15 protein-coding genes are annotated in these 19,913 nt (G+C 43.1%); 8 read left to right on the top strand and 7 right to left on the bottom strand.

The features are described from left to right. The first annotated feature begins 16 nt into the window (after window positions 1–16). Window positions 17–1,006: a GlxA family transcriptional regulator gene (locus tag GVO63_RS06080; protein WP_159578509.1), complete on the top strand. Its 990-nt coding sequence runs from the start codon at window positions 17–19 to the stop codon at window positions 1,004–1,006. Window positions 1,007–1,266: 260 nt separating this feature from the next. Further along, entirely contained in the window at window positions 1,267–3,543 is a 2,277-nt protein-coding gene (locus GVO63_RS06075) for a TonB-dependent receptor (protein ID WP_159578508.1), read from the top strand. Window positions 3,544–3,639: 96 nt separating this feature from the next. On the opposite strand, the gene GVO63_RS06070 is transcribed toward GVO63_RS06075, so the two are convergent. From GVO63_RS06070 to GVO63_RS06055, 4 genes are all read right to left on the bottom strand, one after another. After that, a complete protein-coding gene (locus tag GVO63_RS06070) occupies window positions 3,640–3,996 on the bottom strand; it encodes a hypothetical protein (protein WP_159578507.1) in 357 nt (118 codons plus the stop codon). Window positions 3,997–4,148: 152 nt separating this feature from the next. Further along, the gene (locus GVO63_RS06065) at window positions 4,149–6,311 is read right to left on the bottom strand and encodes a prolyl oligopeptidase family protein (protein WP_159578506.1); all 2,163 of its coding nucleotides are present in this window, start codon (window positions 6,309–6,311) and stop codon (window positions 4,149–4,151) included. Between the two features lie 49 nt (window positions 6,312–6,360). Next, on the bottom strand, window positions 6,361–9,495 hold the full coding sequence (locus GVO63_RS06060) for an efflux RND transporter permease subunit (protein ID WP_159578505.1): 3,135 nt from the start codon (window positions 9,493–9,495) through the stop codon (window positions 6,361–6,363). Further along, a complete protein-coding gene (locus GVO63_RS06055; RefSeq protein ID WP_159578504.1) occupies window positions 9,495–10,727 on the bottom strand; it encodes an efflux RND transporter periplasmic adaptor subunit in 1,233 nt (410 codons plus the stop codon). Before GVO63_RS06055 ends, GVO63_RS06060 begins: the two co-directional genes overlap by 1 nt. Before the next feature lie 357 nt (window positions 10,728–11,084). Between GVO63_RS06055 and GVO63_RS06050 the strand changes: the two genes are divergently transcribed. Further along, window positions 11,085–11,393: an isoamylase early set domain-containing protein gene (locus GVO63_RS06050; RefSeq protein ID WP_159578503.1), complete on the top strand. Its 309-nt coding sequence runs from the start codon at window positions 11,085–11,087 to the stop codon at window positions 11,391–11,393. 111 nt (window positions 11,394–11,504) lie between these two features. Here the strand turns inward: GVO63_RS06050 and GVO63_RS06045 are convergent, their stop codons facing one another. Together GVO63_RS06045 and GVO63_RS06040 are read right to left on the bottom strand one after the other, a co-directional pair. Then, a complete protein-coding gene (locus GVO63_RS06045; protein ID WP_159578502.1) occupies window positions 11,505–12,431 on the bottom strand; it encodes an electron transfer flavoprotein subunit alpha/FixB family protein in 927 nt (308 codons plus the stop codon). After that, entirely contained in the window at window positions 12,428–13,180 is a 753-nt protein-coding gene (locus GVO63_RS06040) for an electron transfer flavoprotein subunit beta/FixA family protein (protein ID WP_039216447.1), read from the bottom strand. The genes GVO63_RS06045 and GVO63_RS06040 overlap by 4 nt, the downstream gene beginning before the upstream one ends. Before the next feature lie 370 nt (window positions 13,181–13,550). Between GVO63_RS06040 and GVO63_RS06035 the strand changes: the two genes are divergently transcribed. The 5 genes from GVO63_RS06035 to fldA all read left to right on the top strand — a co-directional run bounded on the left by GVO63_RS06035 (window position 13,551) and on the right by fldA (window position 17,524). Next, window positions 13,551–15,200 carry an electron transfer flavoprotein-ubiquinone oxidoreductase gene (locus GVO63_RS06035; protein WP_159489526.1) on the top strand — a complete coding sequence of 550 codons (1,650 nt, stop codon included), beginning with the start codon at window positions 13,551–13,553 and terminating at the stop codon, window positions 15,198–15,200. Window positions 15,201–15,345: 145 nt separating this feature from the next. Then, complete coding sequence (locus GVO63_RS06030; RefSeq protein ID WP_159578501.1) at window positions 15,346–15,744, top strand: H-NS family nucleoid-associated regulatory protein; 399 nt, start codon at window positions 15,346–15,348, stop codon at window positions 15,742–15,744. 106 nt (window positions 15,745–15,850) lie between these two features. Then, window positions 15,851–16,630: an alpha/beta fold hydrolase gene (locus GVO63_RS06025; RefSeq protein ID WP_159578500.1), complete on the top strand. Its 780-nt coding sequence runs from the start codon at window positions 15,851–15,853 to the stop codon at window positions 16,628–16,630. A gap of 124 nt (window positions 16,631–16,754) precedes the next feature. Further along, window positions 16,755–16,973 (top strand): DUF2788 domain-containing protein, encoded by a 219-nt coding sequence (locus GVO63_RS06020; RefSeq protein ID WP_159489520.1) that lies wholly within the window; start codon window positions 16,755–16,757, stop codon window positions 16,971–16,973. 26 nt (window positions 16,974–16,999) lie between these two features. After that, window positions 17,000–17,524 (top strand): flavodoxin FldA, encoded by a 525-nt coding sequence (fldA, locus tag GVO63_RS06015; RefSeq protein ID WP_159489518.1) that lies wholly within the window; start codon window positions 17,000–17,002, stop codon window positions 17,522–17,524. 110 nt (window positions 17,525–17,634) lie between these two features. Here fldA and GVO63_RS06010 read toward each other — a convergent pair whose 3' ends face one another. Continuing rightward, window positions 17,635–19,641, bottom strand: a complete 2,007-nt coding sequence (locus tag GVO63_RS06010) for a methyl-accepting chemotaxis protein (protein ID WP_159578499.1) — start codon at window positions 19,639–19,641, stop codon at window positions 17,635–17,637. Window positions 19,642–19,913: the final 272 nt, after the last annotated feature.

Raw genomic sequence — 19,913 nt, 5'->3', positions numbered from 1 at the left:
AAATTGAATTATTTTTATGAATAATGCTAAGTTCACCGTTACTGTCCTCGGTTTTAATCAAGCTTTAGCCTCTGCTATAACAGGCGCGCTTGATGTTTTTGCTTTTGCTGGTATTAGCTGGCAGCGTATTCATAATTTGCCTACTAGCCCCCAATTCAAAGTTCAGCTTGCGAGTCATCACGGGCAGTCGATTCTCTGTTCTAATCAAGTCGTGCTGCAGCCAAATATTGCCATTAAAGATGTGTCTCGTACCGATGTTTTACTTATTCCTACAATTGGTGGCGATATTGATGAAGTGCTCGACGACACTCAGCCACTATTGGTTCATATAAAGCGCCTTCAAAAAATGGGAGCGGATGTAGCAGCCAACTGCACCGGTACTTTTTTATTAGCGCAGACTGGATTACTAGACAATAAAATGGCCACCACTCACTGGGGATATGCAGATAAATTCAAAACCATGTTTCCAACAATTAATTTGCAGCCAGAGAAAATGGTAACGGAAGATGACACTGTTTATTGCGCGGGCGGCGGTATGGCGTGGATTGACTTGTCGATCCTCTTAATTGAGCGCTACTGTGGCCACCAGATAGCCAGTGATACTGCGAAATCCCATGTGCTAGATGTATCTAGAACTAACCAAACAGTGTATGCAAGTAGTCGTCAACGACGATTTCATACAGATAAAGATATTTTGACTGTACAGTCATTTTTGGAGAAAAACTTACAAAGTAAATGTACGCTCAACGACTTAGCTGTGCATCACAATATGACCGAGCGCACGCTCATTCGTCGTTTTAAAAATGCATGCGACACTACGCCGGGTCAGTATTTACAATCGCTGCGACTTGAACACGCGAGAAAACTCTTGGAAACATCTAACATGCCGTTAGAGAGCTTGATTGGTGAGGTGGGATACGAAGACTTAAGCTCGTTCACTCGGCTTTTTAAAAAGACTACGGGATTATCGCCATCTCAATATCGCGCAAAATTCAAAAGAAACTAGTGTTTGTTGACCAACATTACACCTAACGCACCAAAAAATAACACTATTTCAACAAAACGCTCTAATACCGTGCAAAATCACCACTTAGTTATATTAAGATTACCTAATATCGTGCAATTGCGACGAAAAACACGTTGCTTTGCACAAATTTGCGGTTTTTATTTCAAAGTTTGTGTAAAATGCCGCGCCAAGCATAGATAGTAAATTTTTGTGCTAAAAACACTACAAAAGTAAAAACCTAAAAACATCTTGGTGGAAACATGAGAACACATAAAATCGCCACGCTAGCGCTTGCCGTTAGTGCTGCGTTCAGCTCATCAGTTCTTGCACAAGAGGCCGCAACAACAGAAAAAAAAGAAGCCTCACTAGAACAAATTACCGTAACAGCGCAAAAGCGTACCCAGTCAATTCAGGAAGTACCTATTTCTGTTGCGACTCTTAGCGGTGAAAAATTTGAAAGCCTTTTCTCTGGCGGCGAAGATATTCTTGCTCTAGCGGTACGAGTACCGGGTCTTTACGCTGAATCATCAAATGGTCGTGTTGCACCACGTTTTTATATTCGTGGTTTAGGTAACACCGATTTCGACCTAGCGGCATCACAACCTGTTTCTATTATCATGGATGAAGTGGTAATGGAAAACGTTGTTCTTAAAAGCTTCCCGCTTTTTGACGTTCAGCAAGTTGAGGTACTTCGTGGCCCTCAAGGTACTCTATTTGGCCGTAACACCACTGCTGGTATCATTAAATTTGATACAGTAAAACCAACACAAGATGTTGAAGGCTATGCGAAAGCAGGCTTCGGTTCATACGGTACAATGAACTTTGAAGGCGCAATAAGCGGCGGTCTTACTGACGAACTTTCTGCTCGTCTTTCGGTATTGTCACAAGAGCGTGATGATTATATCGATAACGCCTTTACCGGTGAAAGCGATGCAATCGGTGGCTACGACGAAAAAGCCTATCGTTTACAGCTTCTTTGGGAGCCATCAGCAGATTTTTCTGCACTACTAAACGTACACGGCCGTGAGCTTGAAGGTACTGCGTCTATTTTCCGTGCGAACGTTTTCGATAAAGGAAGCAATAAACTTAACGCAAACTATGATCGCGAAACGATTTTCTATGATGGTGATCTTCAAGGCGACGGTATCGACAACAATCCACAAGAATATGATGGTTTTGGTGCGTCATTAAAACTTGAATACGACATGGATGAAGTAACGTTCACATCAATCTCTGCACTTGAAACGGCAGAAGGCTCAAGCCTTGGTGATATCGACGGTGGCTTCAATCGCCCTGACGGTACTTCTGGTCCAGGCTTCATTCCGTTCTCTGCAGTCACCCAAGATAATCTGAACGATCTAGAGCAATACACGCAAGAATTTAGACTTTCAAGCAACACACGCGACGCGATGAACTGGCAGGTTGGTGCTTTCTACTACGACGCGTCATTTAACGTAACCAGCATTGACGGTTTCTTCGGTGCAACCACTGTATTCCACGAAAACCAAACGTGGGCACTATTTGGTCAAAGCTCTTACCAAGTTAACGAGAAGCTCAATATTACTGGTGGTATTCGCTACACGCACGACTCTAAGAGCCTAGTTGTTGGCGAACAAAACGTTGATGGTTTTGCATTAGTTATCGGTGCAGCGCAAATTCAAGAATACGACGACATCGATGTTGATGACGGTCAAGCTAGCTACGAACTAAGTGCTAACTACCGCGTCACTGACGACATGTCTGTTTTCGCTCGCTACGCAAACGGCTTCCGCGCTCAAACTATTCAAGGTCGTGATGTTGCATTTGAAGGTGCACCTTCTGTTGCTGATGCTGAAACTATCAATTCGTTTGAAGTGGGCATTAAATCTGATCTTTTGGATGATACACTTCGATTAAATGCGGCTGCCTTCTACTATACCGTTGATGACATGCAGTTCTCTGCGATTGGTGGTGGTAACAACTTTACTGCGCTTGTAAATGCAGACAAAGGCGAAGCATACGGTTTCGAAGTTGATGCACAATGGCTTGCAACTGATGAACTAACTTTCACAGCAGGTTACAGCTACAACCACACTGAAATTAAAGACGATACGTTAACTGTATTGCCTTGTGGTACGAATCCTGGTTTAAACTTAGCAGGCAACTGTACAGTAACTGACGAACGCCCAGATGGATTCAATACCATCATTGACGGTAACCCGTTCCCACAAGCACCAGAGTCAATCTTCAACTTTACTGCACGTTACACCATCCCAATGGGTGACGACGGTGAATTCTTTGTATTTACAGATTGGGCATTCCAAGGCGAAACCAATATCTTCCTATACGAAGCGGTTGAATTTACTACTGACGATAACTTCGAAGGTGGTCTACGTATTGGTTACGAAAACTTCGCACACAACTACACGGTAGCGCTGTTTGGTCGAAACATTACTGACGAAGACAACGTTAAAGGCGCCATCGACTTCAACAACCTTACAGGTATCGTAAACGAGCCACGCGTTTGGGGTGTTGAGTTTAAGTATACTTACTTCTAAGCAATGGCTAGATAGCGACTACAGATGTAGTGGCTGTTCAATTGTTTTGTTTGAAAGCGGTAGCGTTGAGAAACGCTACCGCTTTTTTATACCGCTTTACGCCGACATATGAATATCGGATGTAGGCATTTGCACTAGCTGCTGCAATTTTCTACATACTTTCACCCAACGCGCCACTTTTTGATAATAAACCTGTTCAATTAACTGCCCTTTCTCATTAAACAAAAAGCTCGCAAGTTTGCCCTTATTTTCAGGCATATAAAAATGATGCACCGTAAATTGATGAGACAAAGGGGCATGCACAACTTTTTGATACATACAGAAAGGCAACCCGTTTGCGCGTTCATCGCCTCCAGTTAGACGACTCCGGCGTTGAAACGTGTCTGAACCTAAGTCAGCCAGAATACCGTGCTTTGAAATAAGTTGGTCGACCGCTTTAATGCCTGTTTGCATAATTATCTCCTCAAGGTTGCGACACATCGCACACCAAAATAAGACTCATAATAAACCATACTGATATTTATACAGTATATTTAAGTTTGTTTAAAATGCAAACAAAAAAGCCGCTTTGAAAGCGGCTTTTGTTTATTAGCTATACGTCAGGGTTAATCAAGGGCTGATTCCAAGAATGCCCATTGATCAGCATACCCTTCTATTTGCATCCATGTCGGTGTACCCGCGCCATGACCTGCACGGGTTTCTACGCGAAGCAGCACTGGATTATCACAGCTCTGGTCAGCCTGTAGCTGCGCAGCAAACTTGTAGCTATGCCACGGAACAACGCGGTCGTCGTGATCACCAGTAGTGACTAGCGTAGCTGGGTAACAGGTGCCAGGCTTGGTGTTGTGCAGAGGCGAATAAGCATAAAGGGCGTTAAATTCGTCTTTGTTTTCACTTAACCCAAAGTCCGAAGACCATGCGCGAGCATTCGCACTTGGTGTGTGATAGCGAAGCATATCTAACACGCCTACTGCAGGCAGAGCGGCAGAGAAAAGATCAGGACGCTGAGTTAACGTTGCCCCCACAAGCAAACCGCCATTCGAGCCACCTTGGATGCCCATTTTCTCCGGCGAAGTGTAGCCGCTTTCAATTAAATACTCGCCTGCTGCGATGAAATCATCGAAAACGTTTTGCTTGTTGAGCTTAGTACCGGCCTTGTGCCACTGCTGACCATACTCACCACCACCACGTAAATTGGCAATGGCCAGTACATTGCCCTGCTCTACCCATACCATACGTGATACCGAATAACGTGGAATTAAAGAGATATTAAAACCACCGTAACCATACAGTAAGGTTTTATTGCTCCCATCTAGCTTTAAGTCTTTCTTATGTACAATAAACATGGGAACTTTTGTTCCATCTTTACTGGTGTAGAAAATTTGCTTTGTTTCGTAATCGTCATAATTGATACCTGTATCGATGGTTTTAAACAAGGATGACTCGCCACTTTGAATATCATAGGCATAAACCTGACCGGGGTTAGTGAAGCCAGTGAGTTTGTAGAACGTTGTTTCTGCATTTTTACTGCCGTAGAAACCGCTCACGCTTCCAATGTCGGAAAACGCTATTTCATCAACTTTCAACCCGTTTAAGTCAAATACACTCACCTGTCCCTTTACATCTTTGAGGTATTGAGCAAACAGCTTTTCGCCTAAAAGTGAAACGCTAGACAAGGTATCAGAAGTACTTTCAATGACAGTTTCAGTTGCTTTAACGCCACCTTCATAACTAACTTTAATAACCTTACCTGTTGGCGCTCCTGCTGTAGATGTGAAAAACAGCGTATCGTTATGTTCGCCAATTAAATCGTAACGTCCATCCCATTTGTCGAAAACAGGAACAAGCTCACTGTTTTCGTTTACCAGAGATTTCGCGTAAACACCGTTAGCTTGATACCCTTCAAAGACCGATATAAGTAGCGTGTCGCCATCTTGCACAACAGAAGGATACGGGTTCCATGTGGGTTTATCGTCAAATGCAAAGACTTTTTTGTCTTCATCTTGTGCTGTACCGATTGCATGAAAATAGATTAATACAGTTTGACTATCATCGTATTCACCCGCGTCATTTTGCGGGTAACGGGAATAGAAAAAGCCGCTTTCATCGGGCAACCATGCAATATTTGAAAATTTTATGCCCTTAATTAAATCGGTTAAATCGGATTTGTTACTAGTGTTGCGTACATGAATAGTTTTCCAATCTGTCCCACCATCTGAAAGCATGTAGGCAAGATATGAGGCCTTAGGGCTAAGCTCTGTTGAGGCCATTGACACTGTGCCATCTTCGCTTAGTGTGTTCGGGTCAATTAATACTTCAGGCTCGCCGTTTACACCGTCGGCCATATACAGTACGTATTGATTTTGTAAGCCATCGTTGTAAGAGTAAAACAGCTTACCGTTCACCATATAGGGCGTTGAATATTTCTCGTAATCCCAAAGCGCAGTTAAACGCTCTTTGTAATGCTCTCGCGTGGGCAGTTTTGCAAGATACGGGCGAGCTAAGCTGTTTTGCGCCTCAACCCAAGCCTTTACATCTTCGCTCTTTTCTTTCTCTAACCAGCGATATGGGTCGCTTACGTCAGTTCCGTGATAGTTATCTGTTTGCTTTACCGTTTTTGTTTCTGGGTAGCGAGATACCGCAGGCATTGCTTTACGCTGTAACTCGACTTGTGCCGATTGCCCGTCATCTTTGTAGTTGCTTGAGCAAGCAACTACAAAGCTTGCTGTTGCCGCCACCATGGCACTATATATAAGATTTTTCTTCATTTTTTTATTCCTTCAAAGAAAAATGCCGGAGTTATCCGGCATTATCTATTTAGCTTTCTGTCGTAATCTGTCTCTGTTTTCTGCCTTTGAATACATTTCTAAGGTCATTAAGAATAAGATAAAGCGCTGGAACGAGTAACAGCGTGATCACTGTCGCAAACAAAATACCAAAGGCCAGCGAGATCGCCATAGGAATAACGACTTGTGCTTGTAAACTACGTTCAAACACGATTGGCATTAAACCCATAAAGGTTGTTAGCGAGGTAAGAATAATCGCTCTGAAGCGTTGCGTGCCTGCGCTTATTGCTGCATCCATCAAAGACATGCCTTCTTTGCGTGCACGGTTAACAAAATCAACCATAATGAGGCTATCGTTAACCACAACGCCGGAAAGTGCGATGATGCCACATATTGAAAGTACGCTAACTGCCATGCCGAGTACCAAATGGCCAATAATCGCTCCCACTATGCCAAACGGGATAACCGACATTATGATCAAAGGTTGACTATAAGATTTAAGCGGAATAGCTAACAGGGCATATATAGCGAACAGCGCAAACAGCAACCCTTGCAACAGGCCTATCGTTGCATCCGCCTGCTCTTTTGAGTTACCTTGCAGCTGAAAGTCAACGTTGGGGTATCGAGCCAATAAGTCTGGCATGAGGTTCTCAATCACATCGTTTGTTACCTCTGAAGGATCGAGTAATGCTTTGTCGACCACGCCAGTTACGGTAACAGAACGCTTACCATCTACCCGAATAATAGAATCAAAGCCTTGGCCTACAGTGAACGTAGCTACTTGCTCAAACGGGATTTCCTGGCCATTAGGCGCACGAATACGCATATTTTCAAGGTGTTCTACAGAACTACGCTCGGTTTTAGGGTAGCGCACCATAACTTTGATTTCTTCGTCATCACGCTGAATTCGCTGAACCTCGGCACCATAAAAACCAAACCGCACTTGCTGCCCTAGGTCTCGCAATGAAATTCCTAGTGCATCGGCCTGGGGCTTAAGCGCTAGCTGAATTTCGTCACTTCCCCCTGAAAAGGTATCGTTGATGTCTGTTACGCCCTCATATTGGTCCAACGCTTCTTTTAGTTCCTCGCTGATGGCGCGCAATGCCTTAATATCACCTGAGCTAAATTCAAAGCTAAGGTCTGAACCGCCACCGGGGCCGCCCGGCGAACTTATATTGAAAGACTTTACGCCCGGTATTTCAGGCAACTCTTCACGCCACCTATCTTGAATTTCGAAATCAGTTAAGGTCCGCGTTTCACCTTTAGTCAACTCAGCGAAAATTTCTCCCCCTAAGTTGCCATTGTCAAAAGCGATAGCATGTTTGATTACGTTTTCACCCGACTCTTCAGCAATTTTGTCATCCATACGATGCATAGCTTCGCGAAGGGTTGTCAGGACATTATCTCGCTGCTCTAGTGACGACCCTGGCTCTAGTTCAAAGCTGGCAAACATAAAGTCGCTGGGGATACTAGGGAAGAACACAAAACGTACTATTCCACCACCAAATAAACCTACCGTTAAGATTAGCATGGCCAAAAACACGGAGACCGTGGTGTAGCGGTTGCGTATCGCTTTGGCTAGAAAAGGGGCGTATTTATTTTGGATAAATACTTTTATGCCTTCACTAAAGAAGTCTCTGAATTTTTGAAAGGCATTAGCTTTTGCAGGATCATAGGGCTTCAACTTCATATGTACCAAGTGGGCAGGCAATATGAGTTTAGATTCAATTAACGAGAAAATTAGACAGACAATCACCACCATGCCGATGGTTTTCCAGATAATACCGAAAGGGCCAGATACCATCAGCATCGGGACAAATGCCGCAATCGTAGTAAGTACGCCGAATGTGGCAGGCATAGCAACCTTTTTAACACCAGCGATAATGTTGTCGGCGCTATGACCTTTTTTATCTATTTCAGAATACGCTGACTCACCCATGATGATGGCATCATCTACCACAATCCCTAATACGAGGATGAAAGCGAACAAACTGAGCATATTGATTGAAACACCAACTGCGTCTAACGGCATTACAAATAAAGTACCGAGAAAACACACCGGTAATCCAACGATAACCCAAAACGCGAGCTTAATTTTCAAAAACAGAGACAACACTAAAAATACAAGAAGAGCACCGAAAAACATGTTTTCAAGCATCATATTAAGTCTGTCCGCTAAGTAAAAAGAACTGTCCCCCCACGTATCAGCGGTAATATGCGCTGGAAATTCTGATTTTTGACTTTCTATGTACTTGTTTACTTGCTCTGAAATTTCTAATGCATTCTGATCGCCTACAGCCTTTACCCGCAAACTGACGGCTGGTTTACCATCAAAAAGGGCATATTGATTGTTTTCAATAAAGCCGTCATTGATATAGGCAACATCACCCAAAGTGACTCGTGTGCCGTTAGGATTAGTAACCAGTATTATTTGAGAAAAATCCCAGCCGGTATAAGCCTGACCTTTTGTTCTGAGCAGGATATCTCCGTTTTCAGTACGAATAGAGCCGCCGGGTAAATCTACACTAGACTGGCTTAAGCGTGCTACGACATCAGCAAACGTCAAGTTGTACTTTTGCAAATCCACTTCAGAAAGTTCTACGGAAATTTCATAGTCTCGCGCTCCGACGACCTGGACGCTTGAAATTCCAGATAGGTTGGCAATGTCATCCCTTAAATTTTTAGCAAACTCTTTTAACTCTCGCTCTGACGCATCACCATAAACGGAAATCCATATCACATCTTGCTGAATTTTTTGGCGATAAATAACAGGCTTTTCAGTATCGGCAGGAAAACTGGGGATTGCATCAACTTGTACCTTTACTTCATCAAGCAAAGACTGGACATCGTAGTCTTCTTCTACTTGAATGCTCACCGTACCCATGCCTTCAACAGCGGTAGCACTAAGTTGCTTTATACCCTCTAAGTCTTTAATGGCCTCTTCTATTTTTAAAAGTACACCCTCTTCAACTTCTTGCGGCGCAGCCCCCAAATAAGGAACCCGCACATTGATAACGTCTATCTCAAAGCTTGGAAACACTTGTTTTTGAATGCTGAATGCGCTGAACAAGCCCCCTACGATGAGCATAATCATAAGTAAATTGGCGGCAACATTATTTCGCGCAAACCAGGCAATTAAGCCTTTGTTCGTATCAATGCGGCTCATTAGTTATCACCTTCCAACGTCTTACTCTCTACTTTATCAGTATCTTCAGTGGTGTCCGATTCCGCTTTATCTGAAAGCACAGGTTCGTCGCCTGGCAGACGAACCTTCATACCATTGTACGGGTTTGGTACAGCGCTATTGACCACCAAATCTCCTGCCTCAAGACCAGAACGAATAAACACCTCTTTGGCCGTCGTGCGCGCAACTTCAACGGACTTAATGTCAATTTCACGATTGTCATTTACCGTCAATACGGTGTTGTCCAAACGCAAGATACTGCGAGGCAGCACAATTAACGCTTCGTTTTGGCGAGATGTGATTTCTGCTTCTACAAATTGCCCAAAACGCAGTGGCGCACCGTGAGAAGATTTCAAATTGTAAGGGTCTTGCACCTCAACAATGGCGTATACCACTCGGCTATTCGTATCTAAGATCCCTTCTGAACGAACAAGTTTGCCCTGCCATGTTCTTTTAATGCCCCCAACAGAGGCAGAAAGAAACACAGGGGCGCTGTCGCTTGACTGTCCCGCAATATCAACAAACATGAGGTCGCTGTCTGGAATGGGCAATCTTACTTCCGCAGTGTCAGTAGAATAGACGGTTCCCAACATGGTGCCCGCGGCCACGAACTGACCGAGATCAATATTACGCTCTACGACGATGCCATTATAGGGCGCCGTGATTTTAGTGCGCTCTAGATTACGTTTTGCTCGCTCTAATTTGGCTTCCGACGCTTTGACGTTCGCCTGCTCCTTCGCCAACTGTGGCTTTCTAAGACCAAGTTCTGGCGGAGCAACGCTGCTTACGGAGCGCCACTCTTGTTCAGCTACCTTCCCTCTCGCAATTTCTTCCTGTAAGGCGGCTTTTGCCTGAGCAAGTTCAGCTTCTGCAAGTTTGAGGTCAGTGCGGTAATCATCCTGTTCCAGTGTGGCAAGTACGTCGCCTTTTTTGAAGGTTCCGCCTGCGATAAACACATCTGACAGGCTTACGACTTGACCACTGACTTGTGCGCTCAACGTTGTTTTGTTGCGAGGTACCACATTACCCTGCGACTTTACGATAAAGCTTACTTGCTCTGAATTGACTTCTTTAGCATCAACTAAAAAGGCGGGGATCTCTACAGGGACTTGCTCGGGCGGCTTACGTGATTTAATCATAACAGCAGCCGCAACAAACGCGATTAATACTATGAACAGTGGTATACCACTTTTCACTAACATGGAGTTTTTCATTTACTATCCCTAGGAACAAAGGTTATCGAAATAGGTGCATTCACGCCCAATGCCGATACCCCAGAAAATTCTATTATTATTGTTTCAACACTAGTGTACTAATTTTCTTCACAAAGTACTCATTTAACATTGTTAAAATTTATTTCTATTTATCGTCTCACTGAGCACACGAAAATCAGGCTCCTCTAATATAAAAAATTATAAAAAGAATACAAAGTATGATTGATAATTATCAGGTTTTCGTTGATTATTTCATCACTCATTGGTTATGAGTTAACCGGCGGCTACAATCTGGTACTGCTTTGCATGCCAATTCGCCTCGGGATTGAATTCGCTACGTTGAAGGGAAAACAGATTATGAGTCTTAAGAAACAATACCTTAAATCAAAACCTCTGTGCAAAGTGACATTTCGACTAAATGCGGAAGCGGCAAAAGACGCCACAGAAGCATCTCTATGTGGAGATTTCACTGATTGGAAAACACAGCCATTAACAATGAAGAAGCTCAAAAGCGGCGACTTTACATTAACCGTTGACCTTGAAAAAGATAACGAGTACCAATTTCGATATCTTCTAGACGGTGAAAAATGGGAGAATGACTGGGATGCCGATGCGTACATACCTTCACCTGTAAGCATTGAGGACAACTCTGTTGTTCGAGTGTAACCCCGAGTTCTAATCTGAGCACTATACTTATAAGATACCGCGCGTATTGAACAACCAATCCCTACAAAAAAGGCTGCATTAATGCAGCCTTTTCTCATTTAATTGCGATTATCACAGCGAGCTTTCAAGCGCTGGAAGCACTTCGAACAAGTCACCCACCAAACCATAATCAGCAACTTGGAAAATGGGAGCTTCTTCATCTTTGTTGATAGCGACAATGACTTTAGAGTCCTTCATACCAGCAAGATGCTGTATTGCACCTGAAATACCTACTGCAATATAAAGCTGAGGCGCAACAATCTTACCGGTTTGACCTACTTGCATGTCGTTAGGTACGAATCCAGCGTCTACTGCGGCGCGCGATGCACCAATAGCCGCACCCAGTTTGTCAGCAATGCCTTCAAGTAACTTAAAGTTATCGCCATTTTGCATACCGCGACCACCGGAAATAACCACTTCGGCAGCGGTAAGTTCTGGGCGCTCTGATTCAGTAAGCTCTGCTGAAACGAAATCAGATTTTTCACTACCTTTAACTACATCCACAGCGGTGACTTCTGCACTACCGCCTGTTGCCGCTGCATCGAATGATGCTGCGCGAACCGTAATCACTTTCTTAACGTCAGACGACTGTACGGTAGCAATGGCGTTACCCGCATAAATTGGGCGAATAAAGGTATCGTCGCTTTCTACACCAATGATGTCAGAGATTTGCGCTACATCTAATAGTGCTGCCACGCGAGGCATGAAGTTTTTACCAGTCGTTGTTGCTGCTGCAACAACGTGGCTATAATCACTCGCCATCTCAACAACTAAATCCGCTGTATTTTCAGCTAATTGATGCTTGTACGCCGCATTGTCTGCAACTAATACTTTTGCTACGCCGTCAATTTGAGCCGCAGCTTCGGCAACTGCTTGGCAACCTTCACCTGCCACTAGCACGTGGATATCGCCGCCCATTTTCTGTGCCGCGTTGACAAGCTTGTGCGTTTCCGTCTTTAAGCTTGTATTATCGTGTTCTGCATATACGAGTACGCTCATGAGATCACCTTTGCTTCATTTTTTAACTTGTCTACCAACTCAGCAACGTCTGCCACTTTAATGCCGCCCTCGCGCTGAGGAGGTGGCGTAACTTTTAATACTTTTACGTTAGACTCTAGCGCAACACCAAAGTCAGCAGCCGCTTTAACATCTAGGGGCTTACGTTTTGCTTTCATGATGTTTGGAAGTGACGCGTAACGCGGTTCATTCAGACGAAGATCAGTTGTTACTACTGCTGGAAGCGAAAGCGCAACCGTTTGAAGGCCACCGTCGATTTCACGGGTAACATTAACTTTCTCGCCATCTACAACCACTTCTGACGCAAAGGTTCCTTGCGGCATGCCAGTTAATGCAGCCAGCATCTGACCAGTCTGGTTATTATCAGAGTCAATGCTCTGCTTACCAAGAATAACAAGCTGAGGCTGCTCTTCTTCTACCACTTTGGCTAAAAGCTTTGCCACTTGAAGTGAATCAAGGTTTTGGTCGGTATCAATTTGGATACCACGATCAGCACCTAAGGCGAGTGCTGTGCGTATTTGTTCTTGGCAGCTTTTGTCACCAATTGAAACAACAACGATTTCAGTGGCCACGCCCTTTTCTTTTAATCGAACGGCTTCTTCAACAGCAATTTCGCAAAACGGATTAATTGCCATTTTTGCGTTAGTAAGATCTACGCCTGATTCATCAGCCTTCACTCTTACCTTAACGTTGTAGTCGATCGCGCGTTTGACCGGTACGAGTATTTTCATATTTACCTCAATTGTTGAGTTCGTCGGTGCTAATTACGTTTCATTAATAATTAACTATTAATAATTAAAAACGTATTACATCACCACGCTTTTTGAAACTTTAACAATGCTTCTACGTTAAAAAAGGAACTGTGGAACGTACGTTTTTTAAAGGCTAGCCTTAAAACGACGTTAACACCACGTTTACGAGCGGTTATAATCACCCGCCAGTTAACGTTAACGTAAACTGCTTTGCAATGTACTTACTGTTGACGTAAACGTCAACCTGCATTACCTTGCAAAACGACAATTAATTTACATGTTTTTGACACAAAGCATTATTTGTTTCATCAATAGTGCATTATAAAAATTCAAACATAAGGAGCCTCCCGTGGAACGAGAATCGATGGAGTTTGACGTAGTCATCGTCGGTGCCGGCCCAGCTGGATTATCAACGGCTTGTAAGCTTATGCAGCTTGCAAATGAAAAAGACCAAGAGCTAATGGTTTGTGTGGTCGAAAAAGGCTCCGAAGTAGGTGCGCATATTCTTTCTGGTGCCGTATTTGAGCCTCGATCGCTCAATGAACTTTTCCCTGATTGGAAAGAGAAAGGCGCCCCACTCAATACCCCAGTAACGGAAGACCACATTTACCTGCTTAACGATGAAACGTCAGCGAAAAAGCTACCAAACGGTATTACGCCGAAAACGATGCACAATGATGGCAACTACATTGTATCTATGGGTAATGTATGTCGATGGTTAGCAGAACAAGCTGAACAACTAGGCGTAGAGGTATTCCCGGGTTTTGCCGCTTCTGACGTTATTTATAACGAAGACGGCAGTGTTGGCGGTGTGTTAACTGGCGACATGGGCGTGGGCGAAAACGGTGAGCCTAAAGATGGCTACATGCCGGGCATGGAGCTTCGCGCCAAATACACCGTGTTTGCAGAGGGCTGTCGCGGTCACTTAGGTAAAGAATTAATTTCTCACTTCAAGCTAGATCAGGAAAGCTCGCCTCAGCACTATGCAATTGGCTTTAAAGAAATTTGGGATATCGATCCTGCGAAACATCAACCGGGCTTGGTCGTGCACAGTGCAGGATGGCCGCTTAATGACGCCACGGGCGGGAGCTACCTTTATCACGCTGAAGATAATCAGGTATTCGTTGGCTTAATCGTTGACCTCAACTATGACAATCCATATTTAAGCCCTTTTGACGAATTCCAGCGTCTAAAGCACCACCCAGTATTCAAGCAATACCTGGAAGGCGGCAAGCGCGTGTCGTACGGGGCCCGCGCGATTGCGAAGGGTGGATTTAACTCGTTACCCAAAATGACTTTCCCTGGTGGTTTATTGGTTGGCTGTGAAGCAGGCACGCTTAATTTTGCCAAAATAAAAGGAAACCATACCGCAATGAAATCAGGCATGTTAGCCGCTGAAAGTATTTTTGAAGCGATTACAGAAAACGCGGAAGCGCCTGTAAAAGAGCTAACTAGCTTTACTGATAAATTTAAATCGTCATGGCTGTACGACGAATTATTCCGCTCTCGCAATTTCGGCCCGGCTATCCACAAACTAGGGAATTTCTGGGGCGGCGCGTTTAATACCTTAGAGCAAAATTTCTTTAACGGTAATATGTTTTTTACCATGAAAGATGAGCACAAGGATTACGCCCAGCTTAAAGAAGCAAAAGATGCCAAAGAAATTGCGTATCCGAAGCCTGATGGCGTGCTGAGCTTTGATAAACTATCGTCAGTGTTTTTATCTAATACCAATCATGAAGAAGACCAGCCTTGTCATTTAAAGCTGAAAGATCCTTCAATTCCTATTGAAATTAATTTGCCAAAGTTTGCAGAACCAGCTCAGCGCTATTGTCCCGCTGGTGTGTACGAGGTAATTGAGGAAGAAGGTCAGAAGCGTTTTCAAATCAACGCACAAAACTGTGTACATTGTAAAACGTGTGATATTAAGGATCCTAGTCAAAACATTAAATGGGTTGTACCAGAAGGTGCAGGTGGACCCAATTATCCAAACATGTAAATTTCCGTCATTGTCACGCGGCAATGTTTATTAGTTTTTGCAATTTAACGGATATTTTTTAAAAGCGAGCGTAGCTCGCTTTTTTTTTGTGCTACTTTTAATTACTATCTAACTGGAATTTAGTACAACGTATTAAGGTTAATTAATGAGCGAATTTTTAGATATTTTAACCCATGGAAGACGTTTACAAGGTGCTGTTAAGGAATTAAGCATAGAAGAACTAGAACAAGTTCAAGAAAAACTTATCGGCATCATCGAAAAGAGAAAAGAAAAAGCGCTTGAACAAGAAAAACAAGAAAAAGAAAAATTAGAAAAGCTTGCGGCAATTAAAAAGCAAATAGAAGAAGCCGGCTTAAATTTAGAAGATTTACAGTCGCTGAATATTGAAACAAACAAAAAGACTGGAAAAAAGCGTCCGGTAAAATATAAGTTGGTTGATCAAAAAGGCGAAGAACATCTTTGGACAGGCATTGGCCGTATGCCTCGCGTTTACAAAGATGCACTGGACAGTGGAAAATCTCTTAACGATTACGCCATTAATTAATTTGCCTGCTTAACAGTTTGAATAGGGTCTGTTTTTACAGGCCCTATTTTATTTAAACGAAAGGTTAATAAGTACAACTTGTTTAATAAGAGATAGGTGTAAAATTGTGGAGTTAAACTACAAAATTTCAAAAAGCCAAGCGTCTTCTCCATGGTTAATATTGATCCACGGCCTTTTTGGTAATGCCGATAATCTGGCAGTTATAAAACGGCATTTTGAATCAAACTTTAACATTCTTAGTGTAGATTTACCGGATCATGGCGAATCACCGTGGACGTCAGCGTTTTCAATAGAAGAAGCTTCAGAAGCGATTTTTAATCTCATGCTATCGCTTAATATCGAAAAAAGTGCAGTATTAGGCCATTCACTTGGCGGTAAAGTGGCAATGAAATTAGCATTGAATCACGGTAAAAATGTATCGCATTTAATCGTCGCTGATATTGCCCCTGTAAGTTACCAGCATAGTCATCAAGCGGTGTTTGACGGCTTGAATTCTGTTTCTTTAGACACAATTAAAAGTAGAAAAGAAGCAGAGAAAGAAATGGCGGCTCACGTAAAGGAACCAGGAGTACGTCAGTTTCTCTTGAAAAGCCTTTATCAGAACGATAGCGGCGCGTGGAAATGGCGATTTAATGTGGAAGGGCTCATTGCCAGTTATTCGCATATTATTGATTGGGAGCAAACAAATCAGACGTTCAATGGCATAACCTTATTTATTAAAGGCAGCGAGTCTGACTACATTACCTCTGCTTACCGCGATGAAATTAGTCGTTACTTCCCTAACGCTAAGGCACATATTATTGAAGGTACTGGGCACTGGTTACACGCTGAAAAGCCAGCAGCATTCAACTCAATAGTAGAAAGAACGCTCAATAAAACGTCATGAAAATCAAGCGTCTTTATCATTTAAGATGAGAATGACTATGATTACATTTTTTTGAACGTTTTAAGCTCTTACAGGCGTACATACTGTGATATCATTGCGCCAGATTTTTTAAAGTAACAACACTATGCTTGCAGAAAATTACGAACTCATTGAGTCCATCATGTTGTATGGCGGCCTATTTATACTGTTTTTGTTAATGGGGTTTGCTGTACACGATGTACTACGTAAGAACGACGTACCGCTTATTGGACGCGTCGTAACCTATGGTGTGCTTGGTTTAGGTGCGCTCGGTTTTCTTGCGAAGGGCATTATTGAATGGTTTTGGTTAAGCACAGGCGTTTAATTAGTAACGATTAATAGAGGTTAGATATGGCAAGCGTTGGCCTATTTTTCGGAAGTGACACGGGTAACACCGAACATGTTGCGAAAATGATCCAGAAGGAATTGGGTAAACAGCTAATTGATGTTAAAGACATTGCTAAGAGCAGTAAAGAAGACATCGCTGAATTTGATTTGCTAATCTTTGGTATCCCTACGTGGTACTACGGCGAAGCGCAATGCGACTGGGATGACTTCTTCCCTGAACTCGAGCAAATCGACTTCAATGACAAGCTGGTCGCCATATTTGGTTGTGGAGACCAAGAAGATTATGCGGAGTACTTCCTCGATGCAATGGGTATGGTACGCGACATCGTTGAAGCTAAGGGCGCAATTTTAGTGGGTCAATGGTCAACAGATGGCTATGATTTTGAAGCATCTAAAGGCATGGCTGACGACAATCATTTTGTCGGTCTTGGTATTGATGAAGACCGTCAACCTGAATTAACAGAGTCTCGCGTTAAAGCGTGGTGCAAGCAAATCCACGACGAACTATGCTTAGCAGAGCTGGCGTAGACTAAGTCAGATTTAGCCGTTAATGATAACGAAAAGAAACCGCTCAATGAGCGGTTTCTTTGTTTTTAGGTATATCGAGTTAGGTTAAATGTATGCCAAGGCTTTAGCAATTAAAGGTGAAAACGCTCAACGGCTTTTCTCAGACTTTCTGTTTGTGCATCTAGCATCATAGTCGATTCATTCGACTGCCTTGTGCTCTGCGCACTTGAATCCGCCAAGGCAACAATCTTGTTCAAGCTCTGCGCCACGTCACCGAGCAATACATCTTGCTGCTCGGTATCTGCCACAATATGTTCATTAATATTGCTTAAGCGCTCAATAATCTGACGAATGCTTTCAACTTGTTGAGCAACTTGTTGGGAGATGAGCACCCCCTCTTTTGCTTGCTCACGCCCCGCATTTATCGCTTTCACAGCCTCAGCGGCATCTTTTTGCAAGTTACCAATCATTTGCTCAATTTCTTCTGTTGAGTCGTGTGTGCGATTTGCCAACGTTCTGACTTCATCTGCAACTACAGCAAATCCTCTGCCTTGTTCACCGGCTCTCGCCGCTTCAATGGCTGCGTTTAGCGCCAATAAGTTGGTTTGCTCAGCTATCGTTTTAATCACGTCTAAAATGCTTCCGATACTGCGCGAATTGTCATCCAATCTACTTATAATCTGTGACGAAGATTCAGCTTGTCTAGCTTGATTTGCCACCTGCTGGCGACTTTTATCAACTAAATGTCCAATGTCTGTGCTTTGTTGCGTTATCTCTCGAAGCGCAACCATCGCATCATTAATTTGAGCAAGATTACTGCGGCTCTTGTCTTGAACATTTTTTGTGTTCGCTGAGGTAACGGTAACTTGCTCTCTCTGTTTGTCCACCTCTGCCAAGCTTTTATTACCAAGCTCAACGCTTTCCTTTGTTATTTCTATGAGGCGTTTTTCTTGTTCAAGAATATTACCAACGAGCTCTCGTAAACTGTCGGTCAAACTGTTCACTTTTGCTGATAACGCAGAAAACTCGTCGTTGCCTTCTTCTGATAGTTTTGTACTGAGATCACCTCTACTCAACAAACTAAGCCCTTTATTTATCCGACCTAGAGGTTTTGAAATGCTGCGAGTTACTATCACGGCCAAGAATATTGATGCGGTCAACCCCAAGATTGCAACGATGATATTACGGACTAAATTCTCCTGAACAGACTCAAGAATGGCGTTTTGCCCGTCAAGAGATTGTTCCTGTACTGCATCAAACAGATTATTGATATCAGCAAGTGCTGTTTGTAAGGCTTTTTGTGCTTGTTTCTGAGCAACAGCTGCTTTTTCTACCTCTAACAGTTTTTGGCGTTGCAAAGCAATCAAGCCGTTTGCGCCGTTTACCGCCTCAATCAGGAGATCATATTGCTCGTTGAACGCCTCTATTGTACCGCCATCATCAATATCCAATGCCAAGCGATTGACATAGTCTCTATCAACTTGCAAATTGCTCAATTGATAATTTAAATCTTCAATTATGTTCGCGCTTTGTGAATCGTTATTGTTTTCCGCTAGTTCAATAAACGAGTCGTTCATCGTAAGCAGTTTATTGTCGATAGCAGTACCCGCCCCAATAAGTGTTTCAATACTAGGGTTACTCCCCTCTAAATAGGAGAGGTCTAGCATTAACGCGCTCGCCTCATCGGCTGTCATAAGAACTTTCTCGAGCTGTTTCGCCAGAGCGCTTTCTATATTCATCCTCTCGTTTATCGCCTGGTACATCTCATTGCTACTCTCGACGTAGGTCAAACTGACCTCTACAGCATTAGATGCGATGTTGTTTTTAGGCATAAGAGAGGTTAGCTGCGACAAGTCTTCTGCAAATGCAGCAGATAGTGAATCAAACGTTTCTTTATTCGCGCTTAGCTCTGCAATATTTTCGACGTGATAGCCATTGGCGGTGATAACCGACAAAGAAAGGATCTCTGTTTTCACTTTTACCATACTGGTTTGCACTGGCATCTTCTGTTCTACGACATCTAACGCAGAGTCTTTTATACTGCTGAGTCCAAAGTAAGAGAGCGTACTGGTAAGCAAAAGTAAGCAGCCGAATAGACCGAAGCCTAATGTGATTTTATTTATAATTGTTAACTGCATGGGCACTTCCATTAAAACTGTATGCCAAAAAAAAGAAGCGTTCTGTCGCTATATTGAGTTTAGTTTAACAGGATGTTAATGCAATACATCAAAAGTTTTATTTATTAAAGTTATTTAGTAGCATTATCTGAGACTTATCAACTGGTCTGGCCGGTCTAATACAAGACACTAACAGTGCGCTGTCTTTTTCAAAATAACGGCAATGGGTAAATTTTCATCGAGAAAACAAAGTTTCCACGGTTTTCCTTTTAAATTGTTTTAACTTACCTATA

Source organism: Alteromonas sp. KUL106, from assembly GCF_009811415.1.
Lineage (GTDB): Bacteria > Pseudomonadota > Gammaproteobacteria > Enterobacterales > Alteromonadaceae > Alteromonas.
Note: the sequence above shows the minus strand (reverse complement) of the source record. Positions and strands in the feature narration are given on the sequence as shown.

What these genes read in the sequence shown, in the direction of transcription:
- GVO63_RS06050 (WP_159578503.1), top strand. Translation starts at nt 11,085, where the DNA reads ATGAGTCTTAAGAAACAATACCTTAAATCAAAACCTCTGTGCAAAGTG.
- fldA (WP_159489518.1), top strand. Translation starts at nt 17,000, where the DNA reads ATGGCAAGCGTTGGCCTATTTTTCGGAAGTGACACGGGTAACACCGAA.
- GVO63_RS06040 (WP_039216447.1), bottom strand. Translation starts at nt 13,180, where the DNA reads ATGAAAATACTCGTACCGGTCAAACGCGCGATCGACTACAACGTTAAG.
- GVO63_RS06055 (WP_159578504.1), bottom strand. Translation starts at nt 10,727, where the DNA reads ATGAAAAACTCCATGTTAGTGAAAAGTGGTATACCACTGTTCATAGTA.
- GVO63_RS06070 (WP_159578507.1), bottom strand. Translation starts at nt 3,996, where the DNA reads ATGCAAACAGGCATTAAAGCGGTCGACCAACTTATTTCAAAGCACGGT.
- GVO63_RS06075 (WP_159578508.1), top strand. Translation starts at nt 1,267, where the DNA reads ATGAGAACACATAAAATCGCCACGCTAGCGCTTGCCGTTAGTGCTGCG.
- GVO63_RS06030 (WP_159578501.1), top strand. Translation starts at nt 15,346, where the DNA reads ATGAGCGAATTTTTAGATATTTTAACCCATGGAAGACGTTTACAAGGT.
- GVO63_RS06080 (WP_159578509.1), top strand. Translation starts at nt 17, where the DNA reads ATGAATAATGCTAAGTTCACCGTTACTGTCCTCGGTTTTAATCAAGCT.
- GVO63_RS06060 (WP_159578505.1), bottom strand. Translation starts at nt 9,495, where the DNA reads ATGAGCCGCATTGATACGAACAAAGGCTTAATTGCCTGGTTTGCGCGA.
- GVO63_RS06065 (WP_159578506.1), bottom strand. Translation starts at nt 6,311, where the DNA reads ATGAAGAAAAATCTTATATATAGTGCCATGGTGGCGGCAACAGCAAGC.
- GVO63_RS06045 (WP_159578502.1), bottom strand. Translation starts at nt 12,431, where the DNA reads ATGAGCGTACTCGTATATGCAGAACACGATAATACAAGCTTAAAGACG.
- GVO63_RS06020 (WP_159489520.1), top strand. Translation starts at nt 16,755, where the DNA reads ATGCTTGCAGAAAATTACGAACTCATTGAGTCCATCATGTTGTATGGC.
- GVO63_RS06010 (WP_159578499.1), bottom strand. Translation starts at nt 19,641, where the DNA reads ATGCAGTTAACAATTATAAATAAAATCACATTAGGCTTCGGTCTATTC.